The organism is Brachybacterium sp. 107 (assembly GCF_052379725.1).
GTDB lineage: Bacteria > Actinomycetota > Actinomycetes > Actinomycetales > Dermabacteraceae > Brachybacterium.
Map to the genome: position 1 here is coordinate 143,382 of NZ_JBQSYW010000001.1, position 16,369 is coordinate 159,750.

A 16,369-nucleotide genomic window follows, 5' to 3' on the forward strand; every position below is an offset into this window, starting at 1 on the left:
CTACCACCCGATCTCGAGGCAGCCGTGGTGGTCCGTCGGCTCCGTCTGCACCGTGGCGTGGGCGATGCCGTGCCGGGACTCGAGCAGCTCCTGGGCGGCATCGAGCACGGGGTGGGGATCGAAGCCCGGCGCGACCACGAGGTGCACGGTCGCGACCTCCATCCCGGAGGTGAGGGTCCACAGGTGCAGGTCGTGGACGTCGGCGACCCCGTCGATCGCCTCGAGCTCGCTCTGCACCGCGCCGGGGTCGATACCCGCGGGAGCCGCCTGACCGAGGACGCCGAGCACCTCCTTCGCCAGCAGCACGGCCCGCACGGCGATGAAGGCGCCCACGGCGAGCGCGACCGCGGTGTCGATCCAGCTCGCTCCGGTAAACCGGATGAGGATCGCCGCGACGATCACGCCGACGGACCCGACGGTGTCCGCGAGCACCTCGAGATAGGCACCCTTGACGTTGAGGCTCTCGGCGGCGCCGCCCTGGAGCATACGCAGCACGATCAGGTTCACGAGGAGACCGAGCACGCCGACGACGAGCATGGGTCCGGTGTCGATCTCGACCTCACGGCCGATGCGCCCGATCCCACCGATCACCACGAAGACCGCGACGCCGAGCATGATCAGCACGGCGAGCAGCGAGGCGAAGACCTCCAGGCGGTAGTTGCCGAAGGTGCGTCGGCCGCTGCGATCGGGTCGGGCCGCGAGGATCGTGGCACTGAGCGCCGCGGCGAGGGTCACGACGTCGGCGGCCATGTGGCCGGCGTCCGAGATCAGGGCGAGGGATCCCGACAGCAGTCCCGCGATCAGCTCGACGACGAAGAAGACGCCGATGAGCACCACCGCGACCGCGAGCCGCCACCGGTGGGCCGCGCCGGCGTGCCCGGTGGCCGCACCGGGCCCATGACTGTGCGTCATGACGATGCTCCGTCCTGCTGCTCCCCCGGCTCGCGTTCGGGATGGTGCATGTCGCTGTGCGCGGCGTGGGAGATCGCGAGCTCCAGCAGCAGGCGCACATGCGGATCATCGAGTCGGTAGAACGCCCTCCTGCCCTCTCGGCGCACGGCGACGATGCGATGCGCCCGCAGCAGCTTGAGCGCGTGGGAGACCGAGGACTCGGAGTGCTCGGTGACCTGCGCCAGATCGCTCACGCACAGCTCCTCCTCGAGCAGCGCGATGAGCAGTCCCAGCCGCGAGGGATCACCGAGCAGGGAGAAGACATCGGCGAGGTCGGCCATCGCCGCCTCCCCCGGGATCCTGCCGCGCACCTCCTCGAGATGCTCGGCAAGACGGGCGGCCGCGCTGATCGCCGTGGACCCATCGACCAGGACACCTGAAGAACTGTTCATATGTTCAGTGTTGCACAGATCGTCCGGCTCGCCGCTACTCCGGGCCACCGGGCCACCGGACCACCGGACCACCGACATACTGATCCGATGAAGATCGATCTGGTGCTGGGATCCGGTGCGGCGAGAGGGATCGCCCATGTGGGGGTGCTCCGTGAGCTCGAGGCGCGTGGACACGAGGTGGTACGGCTCCACGGGACATCGATGGGTGCCCTCGTGGGAGCCGCCTACGCGTGCGGGACCCTCGACCTGTTCGAGGAGATCGCCCGCTCGACGGGGCTGCGCAGGGCCCTGTGGCATCTCGACGCGGCGCTCGACGGCAGCGGGATCGTCGCGGGCCGACGTGTGCGTCGGCTCCTGCGCGTGCTGTACGGGGACCGCCGCATCGAGGATCTCCCGATCCCCTTCTCCGCGACCACCGTCGACCTCACGGGATGGGAGGAGGTGGTGCTGACCGACGGCCCCCTCGCCGCCGCCGTGCACGCGTCGATCGCGATCCCCGGGCTGTTCGCGCCCGTTCGTTCCCGGCACCGGGTGCTGGTCGACGGCAGTCTGACCACGCCGCTGCCGATCCCGACCCAACGGGACCCCGCCGCGGATCTCCTGCTCAGCGTGAGCGCCCTGGGAGCTCCGGAGGAGGCGGTGCGGCTCGGACGACACCCTCCTCGCTTCATGCCCGGGATCCTTACCACGACCTTCGACATCCTGCTGCACAGCGTCGAACGGGCGGCGATCGCCAACAGGCCCGAGGGCGTCCACATCGACCTGCCCGCGAACATCACGAACAACATGGTCTTCCATCGCAGCGGAGACGTGATCGACGCAGGGCGCCGCGTCGCCGTCGCAGCCCTGGACCGCGAGGGGCTCTGAGAGGCAGGGGGCTCTGAGAGGCGAGGGCTCTGAGACGCGAGAACCTCAGACCCCCTGGACCTGCGGGTGGCCGGAGACCTGGAGGTCGCCGGAGACCCTCCCCTTGGACAGCTTCGTCATGACGGCGGCGATCGCGCCGTCACCCGTGACATTGGTGGCCGTGCCGAAGGAGTCGATCGCGATGTACGCCGCGATCATGAGCCCGACGGCGGCTTCACTGAACCCGAGGAGCGAGGCGAGGACCCCCGCCGCAGCCATGATGGCGCCGCCCGGAACGCCCGGAGCCGCGATCATCACCACGCCGAGCATGAACACGAAACCCACCAGGGCGCCCACGTGCAGAGGCATGCCGGTGACGATCATGATCGCCACGGCGAAGGTGGTGATCTTCAGCGTCGACCCGGCGAGGTGGATCGTGGCGCACAGCGGGACCACGAAGTCGGCGATCGCATCGGGGATCCCGTTGCGCTTGGCGCACTCGATGGTCACCGGGATGGTCGCAGCCGACGAACTGGTGCCCAGTGCCGTCATGTACGCCGGGAGCATGGTCCACAGCATCTTCAGCGGATTGCGACCCATCGCCCAGCCGGCCACGCCGTACTGCGCCAGGAGCACGACCACGGTCATGGCGAACACCAGCAGGATCACGGTGAGGAAGGTGCCGATCACGGTCCAGATCTGGCCGTTCATGGTCAGGCCCAGGAACATGCCGAAGATGTAGAGCGGCAGCAGCGGGATGATGATCGCCTCGATGATGCGCACGATGATGGTGCGCAGCTGCTCGAAGGACTCCTGGAGCGCTCCGCGCTTCACCAGGGTCAGGCCGATGCCCAGGCAGAACGAGAGGATCAGCGCGGTCATCACGTCGAACACGGGTGGGATCTCGATCTCGAAGTACGCCGCGATCGCGGAGTCCTCGGGATTGTCGAGCGAGTCGATGCTCGCGCCGCCCAGCATGCGCGGCAGCAGGAGCAGGGACAGCGCCAGGGCGAACAGCCCGCACAGGACCGTGGAGAGATACGCGATCCCGGCGGTCGCCGCCAGCATCTTCCCGGCGCCATGGCCGAGCTCGCCGATGGCGGGCGTCACCAGCCCCACGATGATCAGGGGGATCAGGAAGCCGAGGAATCCCGAGAAGAGTCCGTTGAAGGTGGTGAAGACCCGGGCGACCGCCTCGGGCATCACCAGCCCCAGCACGATGCCCAGCACGATGGCGAGCAGAATGCGCGGCAGCAGGCCGAAACGACGGCGGCGTGCGGTGCGACCGGGAGGAGCATCCGACGACGCGAGGGTGGCAGCGGTGGTGACCGCGGAGTCGGCGGGAGGAGCGGGGGTGGGCTGCTCACCGTCCGAGGAGGGGACGACGTTATCCATGGAACTTCCGGTTCATGTCTGGGGTGGGGACCGGGACAGCGTAGACGTGCGCGGGCTCGGCCAGCGACGGCATCCCGCACAGGCCGTTCCGGCGCCGGAGCGGAGCGGGGTCGGCGCGGGGCTAGCGCGAGGCCGGGGTGGGGGCGGCGCAGGGCCGACGCGAAGCCGGGACGCCGAGGAGCCCGCCACCTCTCCTCCCCACTCAAAGATATCCACAAATGTCCACAAACATCCCGAACACCCTTGCCGAACTCGAACGCACATTTTAAGATGGATGACACACGGGAACGCGCGTTCGATGCATTGCAGCATCCCACCAGATCTGTCGATCTGGTATTCAGGCGCGTTTCGTTGCATTCGACGAGGAAGGAGATGTGGTGGCTCTCGACACCCCAGAAGAACCCCTCCCCCTCGCCACGGAAGCACGAGAGCCCGGCCACGGGCACGAACGGCCGGGCACCTCGAGCACGTGCCGCCCGTCGCGGATGTCGAGCCCCTCGCGGCGAGCGCCTCGCAGGCAGGTTCAAGCACGCGTCCCGCTGACTCATGACTCGCTGGCCGCACGGGGGAAACTCCAGGCAGGCTCGCCCGATGCGGCAGCGGCTGGTCGCCTGCTGGAGATGCAGCGCGCCACCTCCCGGGCCCGAGCCACCCTGCTCTCCCAGGCCGCGGTGTTCTGGGTCGATCGCGACGATCCCGACCAGGCCGACGACCGAGCCGAAGCGGATCTCGCCGTCGCGATCGCTCTGCGCACCACGACGTCCAGGGCGACTCGCCTGCTGCACGATGCCCATCTCGCTGTCGATCACCTTCCGGAAACATTCTCCCTCCTCGCCCGCGGGGACATGCCCTCGGAATGGTTCGACAAAGTCCTTCGAGGCGCGCGAGATCTCACGCCGATCCAATGTGCCGAGTTCGACGAGATCGTGGCCTCGTGGGATATCGCCTCCATTCCCGCCGATCGCTTCGTCGACGAATTACGACTGCTGCGATCGTGGTACGACGCGGAAGGTGCCCGGACCCGCGCCGAGAACCTGCGCGACGTCGTCCTGGAGAGATCCCCCTGCGACGACGGCACCGCCACACTGCGCATCACCGGTCCGGTGCCGGAGATCCACGCGCTCGCCCAGCGTCTCGACACGGCTGCCCGGGCCATCCAGTCGCAGCAGCGTCACACCGTGGAGCGCGACCCTGCGCAGGATCCTGAGGGCGGCGTACCGATCCCGTTCGATCTCGACGGGGCGGTCGCGCGCGACGGATCCGCGATGAGCCTGGCGGAGCTGCGCTACGCGATCATCACCCGCACCGCTCTCGGCACCGACGGCGTGGAGGTCCCGCGTCCCGCGCACCGGATCAACGTGGTCGTCCCGGTCCTGACCCTGATGGGCCTGTCCGATGCTCCTGCCACCTACGACGGAGTCGTCCCCCTCCCCGCCGACATGGCACGCACCCTCGCGGCCGCCGAGCCCACCTGGCATCGCGTGCTGACCGATCCGACCAGCGGCGAGTTCCTGCCTCTCCCGGCCGATCGATACCGACCCACCGCGGAGATGGTCGAACATCTCCGTCTACGGGATCCTGTCTGCGCGGTCCCGAGCTGCACGAGATCTACCAGCAGCGACGCCGAGAACGACCACATCGAGGAATTCGATCACGTGCATCCCGAGCGGGGCGGGCCCACCAGCATCGCGAACCTCCACCGGCTGCACTGGGGACACCACGACGACAAGACCCGACGACGGATCGACCCGGAGAGCACGTCCGACGGCTCCACGACCTGGTCGATCGGCGCGACGCCGCGAGTCCGGATCAGCGTCTCCCCACGACGGGACCTGATCACGCCCATCGTGGCGAGAGCACTCGTCGACTCGTGGGACCGCTACCAGTGGACCCTCGAACTGGATGCCCTCGAGCGCACGGGATTCGCCGACCGGTTCCTGCGCGAGGGTGGGCCCGAGGATCCGTTCCTGGATGACGAAGCCCCTCCGCCACCGGGGCTCGAGGAGTACGGAGACCCGCCCTTCTGAGGGCCCCGTTCGAGCACGTCCCCGAGGACGGATGGCCGCCCCCTCTCCGCCCTCTTGTGCGTCGTCTTCTGCGTCGTCTGCCGACCGATGCTCTGCCGTCCCGCTGCGAGCTGAATTCCCTCGGCTCCACGTCTTGTGACCTGGGCCATCTGACACTAGGCTCGCGCGAGTGCCTACGTACTGGTCGATCGCCTCGGCATCCTTCCGCCAGTACTCGACCTATCGGATGGCGACTGCCGCCGGGGTCTTCACCAACACGATCTTCGGCCTCATCCGCGCCTCGATCCTTTTCGCCGCGATCACCACGGCGGGCGGCGAGCTCAGCGGCTACACGATCGCGCAGGCCGCGACGTACGTGTGGCTCGGTCAGGCACTGCTGGCCCCGATCGAGGCCTTCGGCACCCGCGAGGTGTCCCAGCGTGTCCACCAGGGCGATGTCGCCATCGATCTGCTGCGCCCCACCTCGTTCCTCGGTCTCTACTACGCGCAGAAGCTCGGCCGCTCGGCCTTCCTGCTGCTGGGCCGAGGCATCCCGCCGCTGGTGATCGGAGCGCTCGTCACGGGCCTCGCCCTTCCGGAGGACCCGCTGTCCTACCTCCTGGGCGCCGTCTCCTTGCTGGCGGCCATCACCCTGGCCTTCCTCGCCGACATGATCGTGAACCTCTCGGCCTTCTGGTTGATCGAGACGCGCGGGTTGACCGTCGTGTACACCGCGGTGATGAACCTGCTCTCGGGGTTCCTCATCCCGATCCTCTGGTTCCCGGACTGGCTGCTGGGTATCGCCCGGGCCACGCCGTTCCCCTCGATGATCCAGACCCCGATCGACACCCTGTCCGGCCGGATCACGCCCCTCGAGGCGCTCCCCCTCCTCGGGGTGCAGGCAGGATGGGTGCTGGTGCTCGCCGTGGCCGCGCACCTGATGCTCCGTCTCGGTGTGCGCAGCATGGAGGTGCAGGGTGGCTGAGAACTCCCGTCCGCGCCCGTCGGGCTCGTCGGGCTCGTCGGGCTCGTCGACCTCATCCGACCGTCCCGTCTCCACCGCCCGCATGGTCTGGACGCTGTACGCCTCGCGGATCCGTTCGCAGGCCTCGTTCCGCACCAGCTTTGTCTCCGACGCCCTGGGCCAGGTGCTCATCGTGGGCACCGAGTTCCTCGAGCTGTGGGTGATCCTCTCGCAGGTCAGCACACTGGGCGGGATGACCCTGCCGCAGGTCGCCGTGGTCTACGGTCTCGGGGCGCTCGCCTTCGGGATCGGGGACATGCTCTTCGGCGAGATCGACGGGCTCTCCACATACATCAAGTCCGGCAAGCTCGAGACCCTCCTGATCCGCCCCGTCCCCCTGCTGCTGCAGATCTCCAGCCTGGACCTGTCGCTGCGACGCATCGGCCGCATCGTGGTGGGGCTGGCGATGTATGTGACGGCGCTCGGGATCGCCGGGTTCCAGCCCGCCCCGCTGCTCCTGGTCCTGGCGGTGCTCGCACCGCTCGCCGGCGCGGTCCTGTTCGGAGCGCTGTTCACGATGGCCGGCGCCCTCCAGTTCTGGCTCGTGGACGGCCGGGAGTTCGCCAACGCCTTCACCTACGGCGGCAACTACGTCGCCACCACCCCCGGCGCAGTGTTCGCCCTGCCCCTGCGCGCCTTCTTCACCTTCGTCATCCCGGCGACGCTGATCGCCTACGCCCCCACCCTCGTGCTGCTGGACCTGCCCGGTCCGCCCCTGATCCCCTCGTGGGCCGGCTGGCTGGGACTCCCTGCCGCCGCCCTCGTCTGGATCGTGGCCGGGCTGCTCTGGCGCTCCGGGGTCCGCAGATACACAGGAGCCGGCGGATGAACACGCCCGAGCAGAACCTTCCCGCACAGGCCGTCCCTGAGACCGCCGCTGTGCCCGCCCTCGAGCTCACCGGGCTGCGACGCGACTACGTGGTGCGGGCCCCCGTGCCGGGTTCGCGCCGACGCCGCCGTCAGGTGGTGCGCGCGGTCGACGACATCAGCCTCAGCATCCGTCCCGGTGAAGCCGTCGGCTTCGTCGGCGCGAATGGGGCAGGGAAGTCCACCACGATCAAGATGATGACCGGGATCCTCACCCCGACGGGCGGATCGCTGCGGGTGCTCGGCCGGGAACCGGTCGCCGAGCGCAAGCACCTGGCCCGGGAGATCGGCGTCGTCTTCGGGCAGCGCTCCCAGCTGTGGTGGGACCTTCCGCTGCGCGACAGCTACCGGATCCTCGGCTCGATGCACCGCCTCACCGACCGGCAGCGGGAGGCCCGGCTGGAGCGTCTCGTGGAGGGCCTGGACCTCGCCCCCTTCTTGGACCGGCCCGTGCGTCAGCTGTCGCTGGGGCAGCGCATGCGCGGCGAGGTGGCCGCGGCGCTCCTCCACTCCCCGCAGCTGGTGGTGCTCGATGAGCCGACGATCGGCCTGGACATGGTCTCCAAGGAGGGATTGCGGCGCTTCCTGCGCGAGGACCGCGCCGAGCGCGGCACCACGCTGTTCCTCACCACGCACGACATGAACGACGTGGAGCGCCTGTGCGACCGGATCGTGGTCGTGAACTCCGGCACCGTCGCCTACGACGGACCGCTGGACTCCTTCCGTGCGCATCTCGGTGCGCCGCGCGAGCTGATCGTCGACCTCGCCGAGCCGACCCCTGCTCTCTCCCTGCCCGGCTCCGCCGAGGCCGCCGCGGTCGAGGCCGACGGCATTCGTCATCGGATCCGGTTCTCGGGTGCGGAGCTCACCGTCCCTGCCCTGCTCTCCGCCATCAGCGCCCAGGCCGAGGTGCGCGACCTGTCCCTGACCGAGCCCGCCATCGAGGACCTGGTGCGGGAGATCTACGGGCGCGGCGGGCTCACCTGAGCGTCCCGCCGTCGGATGCGAGAGGATGAGGGCATGGATGAGCGCAGCGACAGCACGGTGAAGCAGGGGCAGTACAAGGTCCGCGGGGGCAAGCTGGTCTCGGTCGACGTGACGGAGCAGGACGACCGGATCGCGACCGCCCATGTCTTCGGGGATTTCTTCCTCGAACCGGACGACGCCCTCGAGGACCTCAACGGCGCCCTGATCGGGATGCCGACGGACTCGAGCGCGAAGGAGCTGGCCGCATCCATCACGGCGCGCCTCGAGGCGCGACCGGATCCCGTGCAGATGATCGGCTTCGACGCCGACGCCGTCGCGATCGCGGCGCGCCGGGCTCTCGGCCACGCCACCAGCTGGGAGGACCTCACCTTCGACGTCATAGGACCGGTGGTCCTCCCTCCGGTCATGCATGTGGCCCTGGACGAAGTGCTGCCGAACGAGGTGATCGCCGGGCGCCGCAACCCCCACTTCCGGATCTGGGACTGGGACTCCCCGCTCGTGGTGATCGGCTCCTACCAGTCGCTGCGCAACGAGATCGATGCCGAGGGCGCGGCGAAGCACGACATCGGGGTGGTGCGGCGCATCACCGGCGGCGGCGCGATGTTCATGGAGCAGGGCAACTGCATCACCTACTCGCTCGTGGTGCCGACGTCGCTCGTGGAGGGCCTCAGCTTCGAGCAGGCATATGCCTATCTCGATGACTGGGTGATGGGCGCCCTCGCCGAGATCGGGGTCAAGGCGCGCTATGTGCCGCTGAACGACATCGCCTCCGAGCAGGGCAAGATCGGCGGTGCCGCCCAGCGCCGCTTCGCCGGGGGCGTGCTGCTGCACCATGTGACCATGAGCTACGACATCGACGCGGACAAGATGAGCGAGGTGCTGCGCGTGGGCAAGGAGAAGCTCTCGGACAAGGGCACCCGCAGCGCGAACAAGCGCGTGGACCCGATGCGCTCGCAGACGGGCCTGGCCCGCGAACAGATCATCGACGGGTTCCTGGACTTCTTCCGTGCCCGGTACGACACCGTCGACTCGGAGTACACGGACGACGAGCTCGCGAAGGCCCGCGCTCTGGTCGCCACGAAGTTCGGGACCGAGGAGTGGACCGCGCGCGTGCCGTGAGAGGCGGAGGAGCCCTGGTGCTCAGACCGCGGTGAGGCCGAGCTCCTCGTGGTCGCCGCGGTAGACCCCGGTCCGCAGCTCGACGGTATAGGCGTCGGTCTCGGCCCGGGGCATGCCCGACGCACGGGCCGCTGCGATCTCGGCCTCGACGTCATAGGGCACCCGCACGAACTGCACCCCGAACGGGACGGCCGCACCGCTGGTGACCTCGCCTCCGCCGCTCGCTCCGCTGCCGGAGTCACCCTCGAGGATCACGTAGGACGGCGTCGGATCATCGAGCTGGTTGCCGACGCTCCCGGCGTTCACGAGCAGCCCGTCGGTCCCTGACCGCAGGTAGGGCTCGTGGATGTCTCCGTAGACGACGACGTCGGCCCGAGGAACGTCCCCGGTGAACGGCGTGGGCTCGAACATCATCGCGAACTCCGCGTCGCTGTGATCCCGGTGCACCCGGGTGAACTCGTCGATCGGTGAGGCATGCAGCAGGCGCACCCGTCGGCCGGAGAGCTCCAGGTCGACGCTGCCGGGGACGGCGATCAGCCACTGCCGGTCCTGCGCGGTCAGCTCCGTGCGCCACCAGGAGTGCGCCTCGCCGCGGATCTCGCCGTCGCCGGCGATGAACACCTCCCAGTTGCCCCGCACCGTCGCCTCGCAGCGCTCCCGGGTCAGGGCCGTGCAGGCCGAGCCGCGAGGGCCCTTGCCCACCACGTCGCCGAGGTTGATGACGCGGGAGATGCCGCGGGCGGCGATGTCGGCCAGCACCGCCTCGTAGGCGGTGAGGTTGCCGTGCACGTCGGAGACCAGGGCGATGCGGTCGAGAGCCATGCCCCCACCGTACGACCGGCCTGCGAGGAGGGGCGACGGGGCCCCGCCCGCACGCGAGGGCGCTCACACTGCCGACGCCTGCGTTGCACTGGTGCGCAGACCTGGAACAATGGCCCCATGACCGATACTGCACCGCGCCCCGACACCGGCACCTCCATCCCCGATCGCCCCTCCCTCGAGGGTCTCGAGGACAAGTGGGACGGCGTATGGAGCGAGCAGCAGCTCTACGCGTTCGACCCCGACATCACCCGTGACCAGGTCTTCAGCGTCGACACCCCGCCGCCGACGGCCTCGGGCTCGCTGCACGTGGGCCACGTGTTCGGCTACTCGCAGGCGGACATGATCGTGCGCTACCAGCGCATGCGCGGCAAGAACGTGTTCTACCCGCTGGGCTGGGACGACAACGGCCTGCCCACCGAGCGCCGGGTGCAGAACTACTTCGGCGTGCGCTGCGACCCCTCGCTGCCCTATGACGCCGACTTCACGCCCCCGCAGGAGGGCGGCGACAACAAGTCGTCCAAGGCCGCGAACCAGCTGCCGGTCTCGCGCCGCAACTTCATCGAGCTGTGCGAGCGCCTCACCGAGATCGACGAGAAGTCCTTCGAGGAGGTCTTCCGCACCCTCGGCCTCTCGGTGGACTGGAACTACAGCTACCAGACCATCAACGCCCACTCGCGGGCCACCTCGCAGCGCGCCTTCCTCGAGAACCTCGAGGCCGGCCAGGCGTACCAGTCCGAGGCCCCCACCATGTGGGACGTCACCTACCGCACCGCGGTGGCGCAGGCCGAGCAGGAGGACCGCGACCGCGACGGCGCCTACCACCGGCTCGGTTTCACGAAGACCGACGGATCCGGCGAGAAGGTCGTCATCGCGACCACCCGCCCCGAGCTGCTCCCGGCCTGCGTGGCCCTCGTGGCCCACCCCGACGACGAGCGCTACCAGGAGCTGTTCGGCAGCACCGTCACCTCTCCCCTGTTCGGGGTCGAGGTGCCCGTGCTGGCGCACCCCCTCGCGCAGCCCGACAAGGGCGCCGGCATCGCGATGATCTGCACCTTCGGTGATGCGAACGACGTCACCTGGTGGCGCGAGCTCGAGCTGCCCACCCGCTCCGTGATCGGGCGCGACGGCCGCTTCCTGCCGGAGGCGCCGTGGATCTCCACGGCCGAGGGCCAGGCCCACTACTCCGAGCTGGCCGGTCTGACCGTGTTCAGCGCGCAGAAGCGCGTGGTGGAGATGGCGACCGAGTCCGGGGACCTCACCGGCGAGATCGAGAAGATCTCCCACCCGGTGAAGTTCTACGAGAACGGCGACAAGCCGCTGGAGTTCGTGACCTCCCGCCAGTGGTACCTCACCAACGGCGGCCGGGATCAGTCCGAGGGCGGCCTGCGCGACGACCTGATCGCCCGCGGCAAAGAGCTGACCTGGCATCCCGCGTACATGGAATCTCGCTACCGCAACTGGGTCGAGGGCCTCGCCGGTGACTGGCTGATCTCCCGCCAGCGCTTCTTCGGCGTGCCCTTCCCGATCTGGTACGCGGTCGGCGCCGACGGCGAGACCGATTACGACACCGTGCTCACCCCGCCGGTGGAGTCCCTGCCGATCGATCCCACGATCGATGTGCCCGCAGGCTACGAGGAGTCCCAGCGCAGTGTGCCGGGAGGATTCGTCGCCGACCCCGACATCCTCGACACCTGGGGCACCTCCTCGCTGACCCCGCAGCTCGCGGGCGGCTGGAACTCCGACCCGGAGCTGTTCTCGAAGGTCTACCCGATGGACCTGCGCCCCCAGGGCCACGACATCATCCGCACCTGGCTGTTCTCCACGATCGTGCGCTCTCACCTGCAGCAGGACTCGCTGCCGTGGACCCACGCCTCGATCAACGGCTGGATCCTCGATCCGGACCGCAAGAAGATGTCGAAGTCCAAGGGCAACGTGGTCACCCCCATCGGCCTGCTCGAGCAGCACGGCTCCGACGGGGTCCGCTACTGGGCCGGCCGTGCCCGCCAGGGCGTGGACACCGCGTTCGACGAGGGCCAGATGAAGATCGGCCGACGCCTCGCGATCAAGATCCTCAACGCCAGCAAGTTCGCCCTCGGCTTCGGGGACGCACCGGCCGATCCTGCCGGCCGCCTGGCCGCGGATCCTGCCGTGGTCACCGATCCTCTGGACCGTGCTCTGCTCGCCCAGCTCGGGAAGGTCGTCGAGCAGGCGACCGTGGCCTTCGACGACATGGACTACGCCCGCGCCCTCGAGGTGACCGAGCCCTTCTTCTGGGCGTTCTGCGACGACTACATCGAGCTGGTCAAGGAGCGCGCCCACGGCAACTCGGTCTCCGGCGAGGCCGGAGCGGCCTCTGCCCGGGCCGCGCTCGCGATCGCGCTGGAGGTGCAGCTGCGGCTGTTCGCACCGGTGGTCGTGTTCTCGACCGAGGAGGTCTGGTCGTGGTGGCGCGGCGGCAGCGTGCACACCCAGGCCTGGCCGGTCGCCGAGCCGCTGTTCGCCGCCGCCGCCGGGCAGGACGCCTCGCTGCTGGACTCCGTGGCCCAGGCCGCGATCTCGGTGCGCCGCATCAAGTCCGACGCGAAGGTCTCGCAGAAGACCCCGGTCCTCCGCGTGCGCCTCGTCGCGCCTCAGACCACCCTGGCGCACCTCGAGGCCGCCTCGGCGGATCTCACCGCGCTCGGTCGGATCGAGTCCCTCGAGCTGGTCGCCGGTGGCACCGACGATATCGTCACCGAGGACATCGAGCTGGGCGAGCCGCCCGTGAAGGCGCCCCGGAACAAGGGCTGAGGCCTCAGCGCACGATCTCCCGATGCCCGGCATCGAGACGGCGGGTCCAGCCGCGGGCGTCGAGGTGCTCGAGCAGCGGGATGACGATGCGTCGTGTGGTCTCGAGCGCCCGGCGGGCCTGGCTCGCGGTGAACGGCTGGGGCAGCCGGGCGAGCTCGCGCATGGCGAGCGCCGGGGCGCTCGGCAGCAGGATCACGTCGTCCGGCAGTCGGAGCAGCCGTCCCTGCCGGGCGGCGGCGGCCAGCTCCCGCGGACCGAGCCCGAGGTCCGTGAGGTCATCGGCCTCCGGGGCCCGGAACGGCATGGTGCGCAGCCGTTCCTCGAGCTGGACCACCGCACGCTCGGCGTCGCCCAGCCCTGCGGCCGCCGCAGCATCACGCACCCGGCCGCCGACCTGCTCGAGCGCGGCCGCGGCCACCACGGCGTCCAGCAGTGCGGGATCGGGCAGGGAGAGCGCGTCGACGGCTGCTTTCCGCGGGAGGCCCGCCGTCAGGGCGTCCGCCCGCCGGTCGGCCTCGACGAGCTCCCGCAGCTGCGTGATCCAGCTGCTCTCGGCGGCGGTGTCGACGAGCCAGTCCCCACGTCGCCGCACCGTCGGCGGAAGCTGCGGGGGCAGCGCGATCCCGAACCGTGCCAGCAGACCCTCACGGACGGCCCGGCGACGTGCGACCTCGACGGCGACGTCCCCGGCCGGCGGCATCGCGGCGAGTGCTGCTCCTCGGCGTGACCCGTCGCCGCGGCGTTCCAGCAGCGGCGGGTCGACGTCGAGCACTTGCACCCCGCCCTGGATCGAGCTGGCGCCGCTCCCTCGCAGCACCAGGCGGTCGCCGACGCCCAGGGGCAGCGGCCGGCTGAGGGTGAGGCGAGCGTGGTCGGGGCCGAACGGCCTGATCCGTGCCGTGACCGCGGCGGTCCCGATATGGGCCTGGAGCTCGGAGGGTGCGTCGGTGAGCTCGGCGCCGGTCAGGCGGCGCACGTCGACCGTGGTGGTGGTCTCCCAGGCGTCGGGTGTGAGCAGGGCGTCGCCGCGTCCGATCTCGTCGGCGCCCAGGCCGCGGACGTTCACGGCGACGCGTGTGACCGGCCCGGTGGTCGGCACCTGACCGCCGTGGCTCTGCAGGCCGCGCACCACCGCCTGGCCACCGCGCTCCTGGCCGCACAGCTCCAGAGAGTCCTCGCAGGTGATCGTCCCGGCGCCGAGCGTTCCGGTCACGACGGTCCCGGCACCGGTGACGCTGAAGGAGCGATCGATCCAGAGCCGCACCCGTTCGCGCGGGGAGGGTTCGCGGGCCGTCGTGGCGAGGTGATCGAGAGCCTCGCGCAGTGCGGGCATCCCCTCCCCGGTGACGGCGGAGACGCTGAGCGCGGGCGCGTCGGCGAGACCGGTACCGCCCAGCTCGCGGCGTGCCTCGGCGATGACCGTGCCGACCCGGTCAGGAGCGAGGTCGCTCCGGGTGACGACGAGGAGCCCCTGGTCGATGCCCAGCGCCGCGAGCGCATCGCGGTGGTCGCTGGACTGCGCGCTCCATCCCGAGTCCGCGGCGACCACGAAGCACACCAGCGGCGCCGGTCCGAGGCCCGCGAGCATGTTGCCGAGGAACCGTTCATGCCCGGGGACGTCGACGAAGGACACCTCCTGGCCCGAGGGCAGGGTGGTCCACGCGAAGCCGAGGTCGATGGTCAGACCACGGCGATGCTCCTCGGCCAGCCGGTCCGGCTCGATCCCGGTGAGGGCGCGCACCAGGGTGGACTTGCCGTGGTCGACATGCCCGGCGGTCGCGACGACCTGCCTCATCGGCGAAGGCCCCGGGCGGCGTGGACGGCGGCGGCGAGGTGTTCGTCCTCGCTCGCGGGGATGCACCGCAGATCCAGCAGGCAGTCGCCGTCGCGCACGGTGGTGACGATCGCCGGGTCCCCCTGGCGCAGCGGAGCGGCGAGGTCGCTCTCGAGCGCGACAGCCCACCCGGGCAGCGGGACCTCGGCGCCTCCCCCGCCCCCGACGCGGCCGTCGTGAGCGACGGTGCGGCCTCCCACGCGCTCGGCCAGACGATCGGTGCGCTCGCGCAGCTCCTCCGGATCCTGCCGCAGCGCCTCGAGCACGGGCGGGACAGGGCCGGTGAGGGTCGCCTCGAGCGCGGCCAGGGCCAGCTTGTCGGCGCGCACGGCGCGCGCCAGCGGGTGACGCGCCAGGCGGGCGATGACGTCGGCCCGGCCCAGCAGGATCCCAGCCTGCGGGCCGCCGAGCAGCTTGTCGCCGCTGGCGATGACCACATCGGCACCGTCCCGCAGTGCGGCGGCGACGTCGGGCTCCTGGGGCAGCAGCGGTTCCGGGCCGAGCAGCCCGCTGCCGAGATCCACGACGAGAGGCACTCCCGCCGCGCGGCACGGGCCGGTCAGCTCGGCGACCTCGACCTCGCTGGTGAATCCGATGACGCGGTAGTTGCTGGTGTGGATGCGCAGCACGCAGCCGGTGGCCGCACCGAGCGCGGAGGTGTAGTCGGCCAGGTGGGTGCGGTTGGTGGTGCCGACCTCATGGAGGCGGGCACCGGTGGAGGCGATGAGGTCCGGGAGGCGGAAGCCGGCCCCGATCTCGATGAGCTCGCCGCGGCTGATGACCACCTCGCCGGTGCCGGCCAGCGCGGTGGTGGCGAGCAGGAGGGCCGCGGCGCCGTTGTTGACCACGAGGGCGTCCTCCGCCTCGGGGCAGGCCGCGAGCAGGGCCGCACGGGCTCCGGCTCCGCGCCGCGCTCGGGCTCCCGTGGCCAGGTCGAACTCGACGTCGGTGTATCCGGACGCGGCCTGCACGGCGTCGCGCGCCGCCTCGGACAGCGGCGCCCGACCGAGGTTGGTGTGCACGATGATCCCGGTGGCGTTGAGCACCGGTCGCAGCGAGGCGGCGGGCCGGTCTCCGATCGCGGAGAGCACCTCCTCGAGCACGTCCTCGGGAGGGATCTCCCCGCGTCGCGCACGGTCCTGCGCAGCCCGGACGATGTCCCCCACCACGCGCTCGCTCAGGCTCGCGCTCGCGCCCTGGACCTTCGCGTGGGCGAGCAGCAGATCGGTGCGCGGGATGCGGCGGCGCGGGTCGGCCGAGGGGACAGGTCGCGCCGGGGGGTCAAGTCGCACCGCGGAGTCAGGTCGCGCCGCGGGGTCAGGTCGCTCCGGGGGCT

13 protein-coding genes are annotated in these 16,369 nt (G+C 70.5%); 7 read left to right on the plus strand and 6 right to left on the minus strand.

All coding sequences use genetic code 11. The features are described 5' to 3' along the window. Together ACT3UL_RS00640 and ACT3UL_RS00645 are read right to left on the minus strand one after the other, a co-directional pair. Complete coding sequence (locus tag ACT3UL_RS00640) at window positions 1-912, minus strand: cation diffusion facilitator family transporter (RefSeq protein WP_444576101.1); 912 nt, start codon at window positions 910-912, stop codon at window positions 1-3. Beyond that, a complete protein-coding gene (locus ACT3UL_RS00645; RefSeq protein WP_444576102.1) occupies window positions 909-1,343 on the minus strand; it encodes an ArsR/SmtB family transcription factor in 435 nt (144 codons plus the stop codon). Before ACT3UL_RS00645 ends, ACT3UL_RS00640 begins: the two co-directional genes overlap by 4 nt. 87 nt (window positions 1,344-1,430) lie before the next feature. On the opposite strand from ACT3UL_RS00645, the gene ACT3UL_RS00650 reads away from it, so the two are divergent. After that, window positions 1,431-2,210, plus strand: coding sequence for a patatin-like phospholipase family protein (locus ACT3UL_RS00650; protein ID WP_444576103.1), 780 nt, complete (start codon window positions 1,431-1,433; stop codon window positions 2,208-2,210). A 45-nt stretch (window positions 2,211-2,255) separates the two neighbouring features. On the opposite strand, the gene ACT3UL_RS00655 is transcribed toward ACT3UL_RS00650, so the two are convergent. Further along, the gene (locus ACT3UL_RS00655) at window positions 2,256-3,584 is read right to left on the minus strand and encodes a dicarboxylate/amino acid:cation symporter (RefSeq protein WP_444576105.1); all 1,329 of its coding nucleotides are present in this window, start codon (window positions 3,582-3,584) and stop codon (window positions 2,256-2,258) included. A 620-nt stretch (window positions 3,585-4,204) separates the two neighbouring features. On the opposite strand from ACT3UL_RS00655, the gene ACT3UL_RS00660 reads away from it, so the two are divergent. From ACT3UL_RS00660 to ACT3UL_RS00680, 5 genes are all read left to right on the plus strand, one after another. After that, on the plus strand, window positions 4,205-5,611 hold the full coding sequence (locus ACT3UL_RS00660) for a DUF222 domain-containing protein (RefSeq protein WP_444576107.1): 1,407 nt from the start codon (window positions 4,205-4,207) through the stop codon (window positions 5,609-5,611). A 169-nt stretch (window positions 5,612-5,780) separates the two neighbouring features. Then, window positions 5,781-6,575: an ABC transporter permease gene (locus tag ACT3UL_RS00665; RefSeq protein ID WP_444576108.1), complete on the plus strand. Its 795-nt coding sequence runs from the start codon at window positions 5,781-5,783 to the stop codon at window positions 6,573-6,575. After that, window positions 6,568-7,443 carry an ABC transporter permease gene (locus ACT3UL_RS00670; RefSeq protein ID WP_444576110.1) on the plus strand — a complete coding sequence of 292 codons (876 nt, stop codon included), beginning with the start codon at window positions 6,568-6,570 and terminating at the stop codon, window positions 7,441-7,443. The genes ACT3UL_RS00665 and ACT3UL_RS00670 overlap by 8 nt, the downstream gene beginning before the upstream one ends. Next, entirely contained in the window at window positions 7,440-8,468 is a 1,029-nt protein-coding gene (locus ACT3UL_RS00675) for an ABC transporter ATP-binding protein (protein ID WP_444576112.1), read from the plus strand. Before ACT3UL_RS00670 ends, ACT3UL_RS00675 begins: the two co-directional genes overlap by 4 nt. Before the next feature lie 33 nt (window positions 8,469-8,501). After that, complete coding sequence (locus tag ACT3UL_RS00680) at window positions 8,502-9,587, plus strand: lipoate--protein ligase family protein (protein WP_444576114.1); 1,086 nt, start codon at window positions 8,502-8,504, stop codon at window positions 9,585-9,587. 21 nt (window positions 9,588-9,608) lie between these two features. On the opposite strand, the gene ACT3UL_RS00685 is transcribed toward ACT3UL_RS00680, so the two are convergent. After that, a complete protein-coding gene (locus ACT3UL_RS00685; protein ID WP_444576115.1) occupies window positions 9,609-10,409 on the minus strand; it encodes a metallophosphoesterase family protein in 801 nt (266 codons plus the stop codon). Window positions 10,410-10,526: 117 nt separating this feature from the next. On the opposite strand from ACT3UL_RS00685, the gene valS reads away from it, so the two are divergent. Beyond that, window positions 10,527-13,199: a valine--tRNA ligase gene (valS, locus tag ACT3UL_RS00690; protein WP_444576116.1), complete on the plus strand. Its 2,673-nt coding sequence runs from the start codon at window positions 10,527-10,529 to the stop codon at window positions 13,197-13,199. A gap of 4 nt (window positions 13,200-13,203) precedes the next feature. Here valS and selB read toward each other — a convergent pair whose 3' ends face one another. Both selB and selA read right to left on the minus strand, forming a co-directional pair. Then, on the minus strand, window positions 13,204-14,994 hold the full coding sequence (gene selB / locus ACT3UL_RS00695) for a selenocysteine-specific translation elongation factor (protein WP_444576118.1): 1,791 nt from the start codon (window positions 14,992-14,994) through the stop codon (window positions 13,204-13,206). Next, complete coding sequence (gene selA, locus ACT3UL_RS00700; RefSeq protein WP_444576548.1) at window positions 14,991-16,325, minus strand: L-seryl-tRNA(Sec) selenium transferase; 1,335 nt, start codon at window positions 16,323-16,325, stop codon at window positions 14,991-14,993. The genes selB and selA overlap by 4 nt, the downstream gene beginning before the upstream one ends. Window positions 16,326-16,369 lie beyond the last annotated feature (44 nt).

What these genes read in the sequence shown, in the direction of transcription:
- ACT3UL_RS00640 (WP_444576101.1), bottom strand. Translation starts at nt 912, where the DNA reads ATGACGCACAGTCATGGGCCCGGTGCGGCCACCGGGCACGCCGGCGCG.
- ACT3UL_RS00645 (WP_444576102.1), bottom strand. Translation starts at nt 1,343, where the DNA reads ATGAACAGTTCTTCAGGTGTCCTGGTCGATGGGTCCACGGCGATCAGC.
- ACT3UL_RS00650 (WP_444576103.1), top strand. Translation starts at nt 1,431, where the DNA reads ATGAAGATCGATCTGGTGCTGGGATCCGGTGCGGCGAGAGGGATCGCC.
- ACT3UL_RS00655 (WP_444576105.1), bottom strand. Translation starts at nt 3,584, where the DNA reads ATGGATAACGTCGTCCCCTCCTCGGACGGTGAGCAGCCCACCCCCGCT.
- ACT3UL_RS00660 (WP_444576107.1), top strand. Translation starts at nt 4,205, where the DNA reads ATGCAGCGCGCCACCTCCCGGGCCCGAGCCACCCTGCTCTCCCAGGCC.
- ACT3UL_RS00675 (WP_444576112.1), top strand. Translation starts at nt 7,440, where the DNA reads ATGAACACGCCCGAGCAGAACCTTCCCGCACAGGCCGTCCCTGAGACC.
- ACT3UL_RS00680 (WP_444576114.1), top strand. Translation starts at nt 8,502, where the DNA reads ATGGATGAGCGCAGCGACAGCACGGTGAAGCAGGGGCAGTACAAGGTC.
- ACT3UL_RS00685 (WP_444576115.1), bottom strand. Translation starts at nt 10,409, where the DNA reads ATGGCTCTCGACCGCATCGCCCTGGTCTCCGACGTGCACGGCAACCTC.
- valS (WP_444576116.1), top strand. Translation starts at nt 10,527, where the DNA reads ATGACCGATACTGCACCGCGCCCCGACACCGGCACCTCCATCCCCGAT.
- selB (WP_444576118.1), bottom strand. Translation starts at nt 14,994, where the DNA reads ATGAGGCAGGTCGTCGCGACCGCCGGGCATGTCGACCACGGCAAGTCC.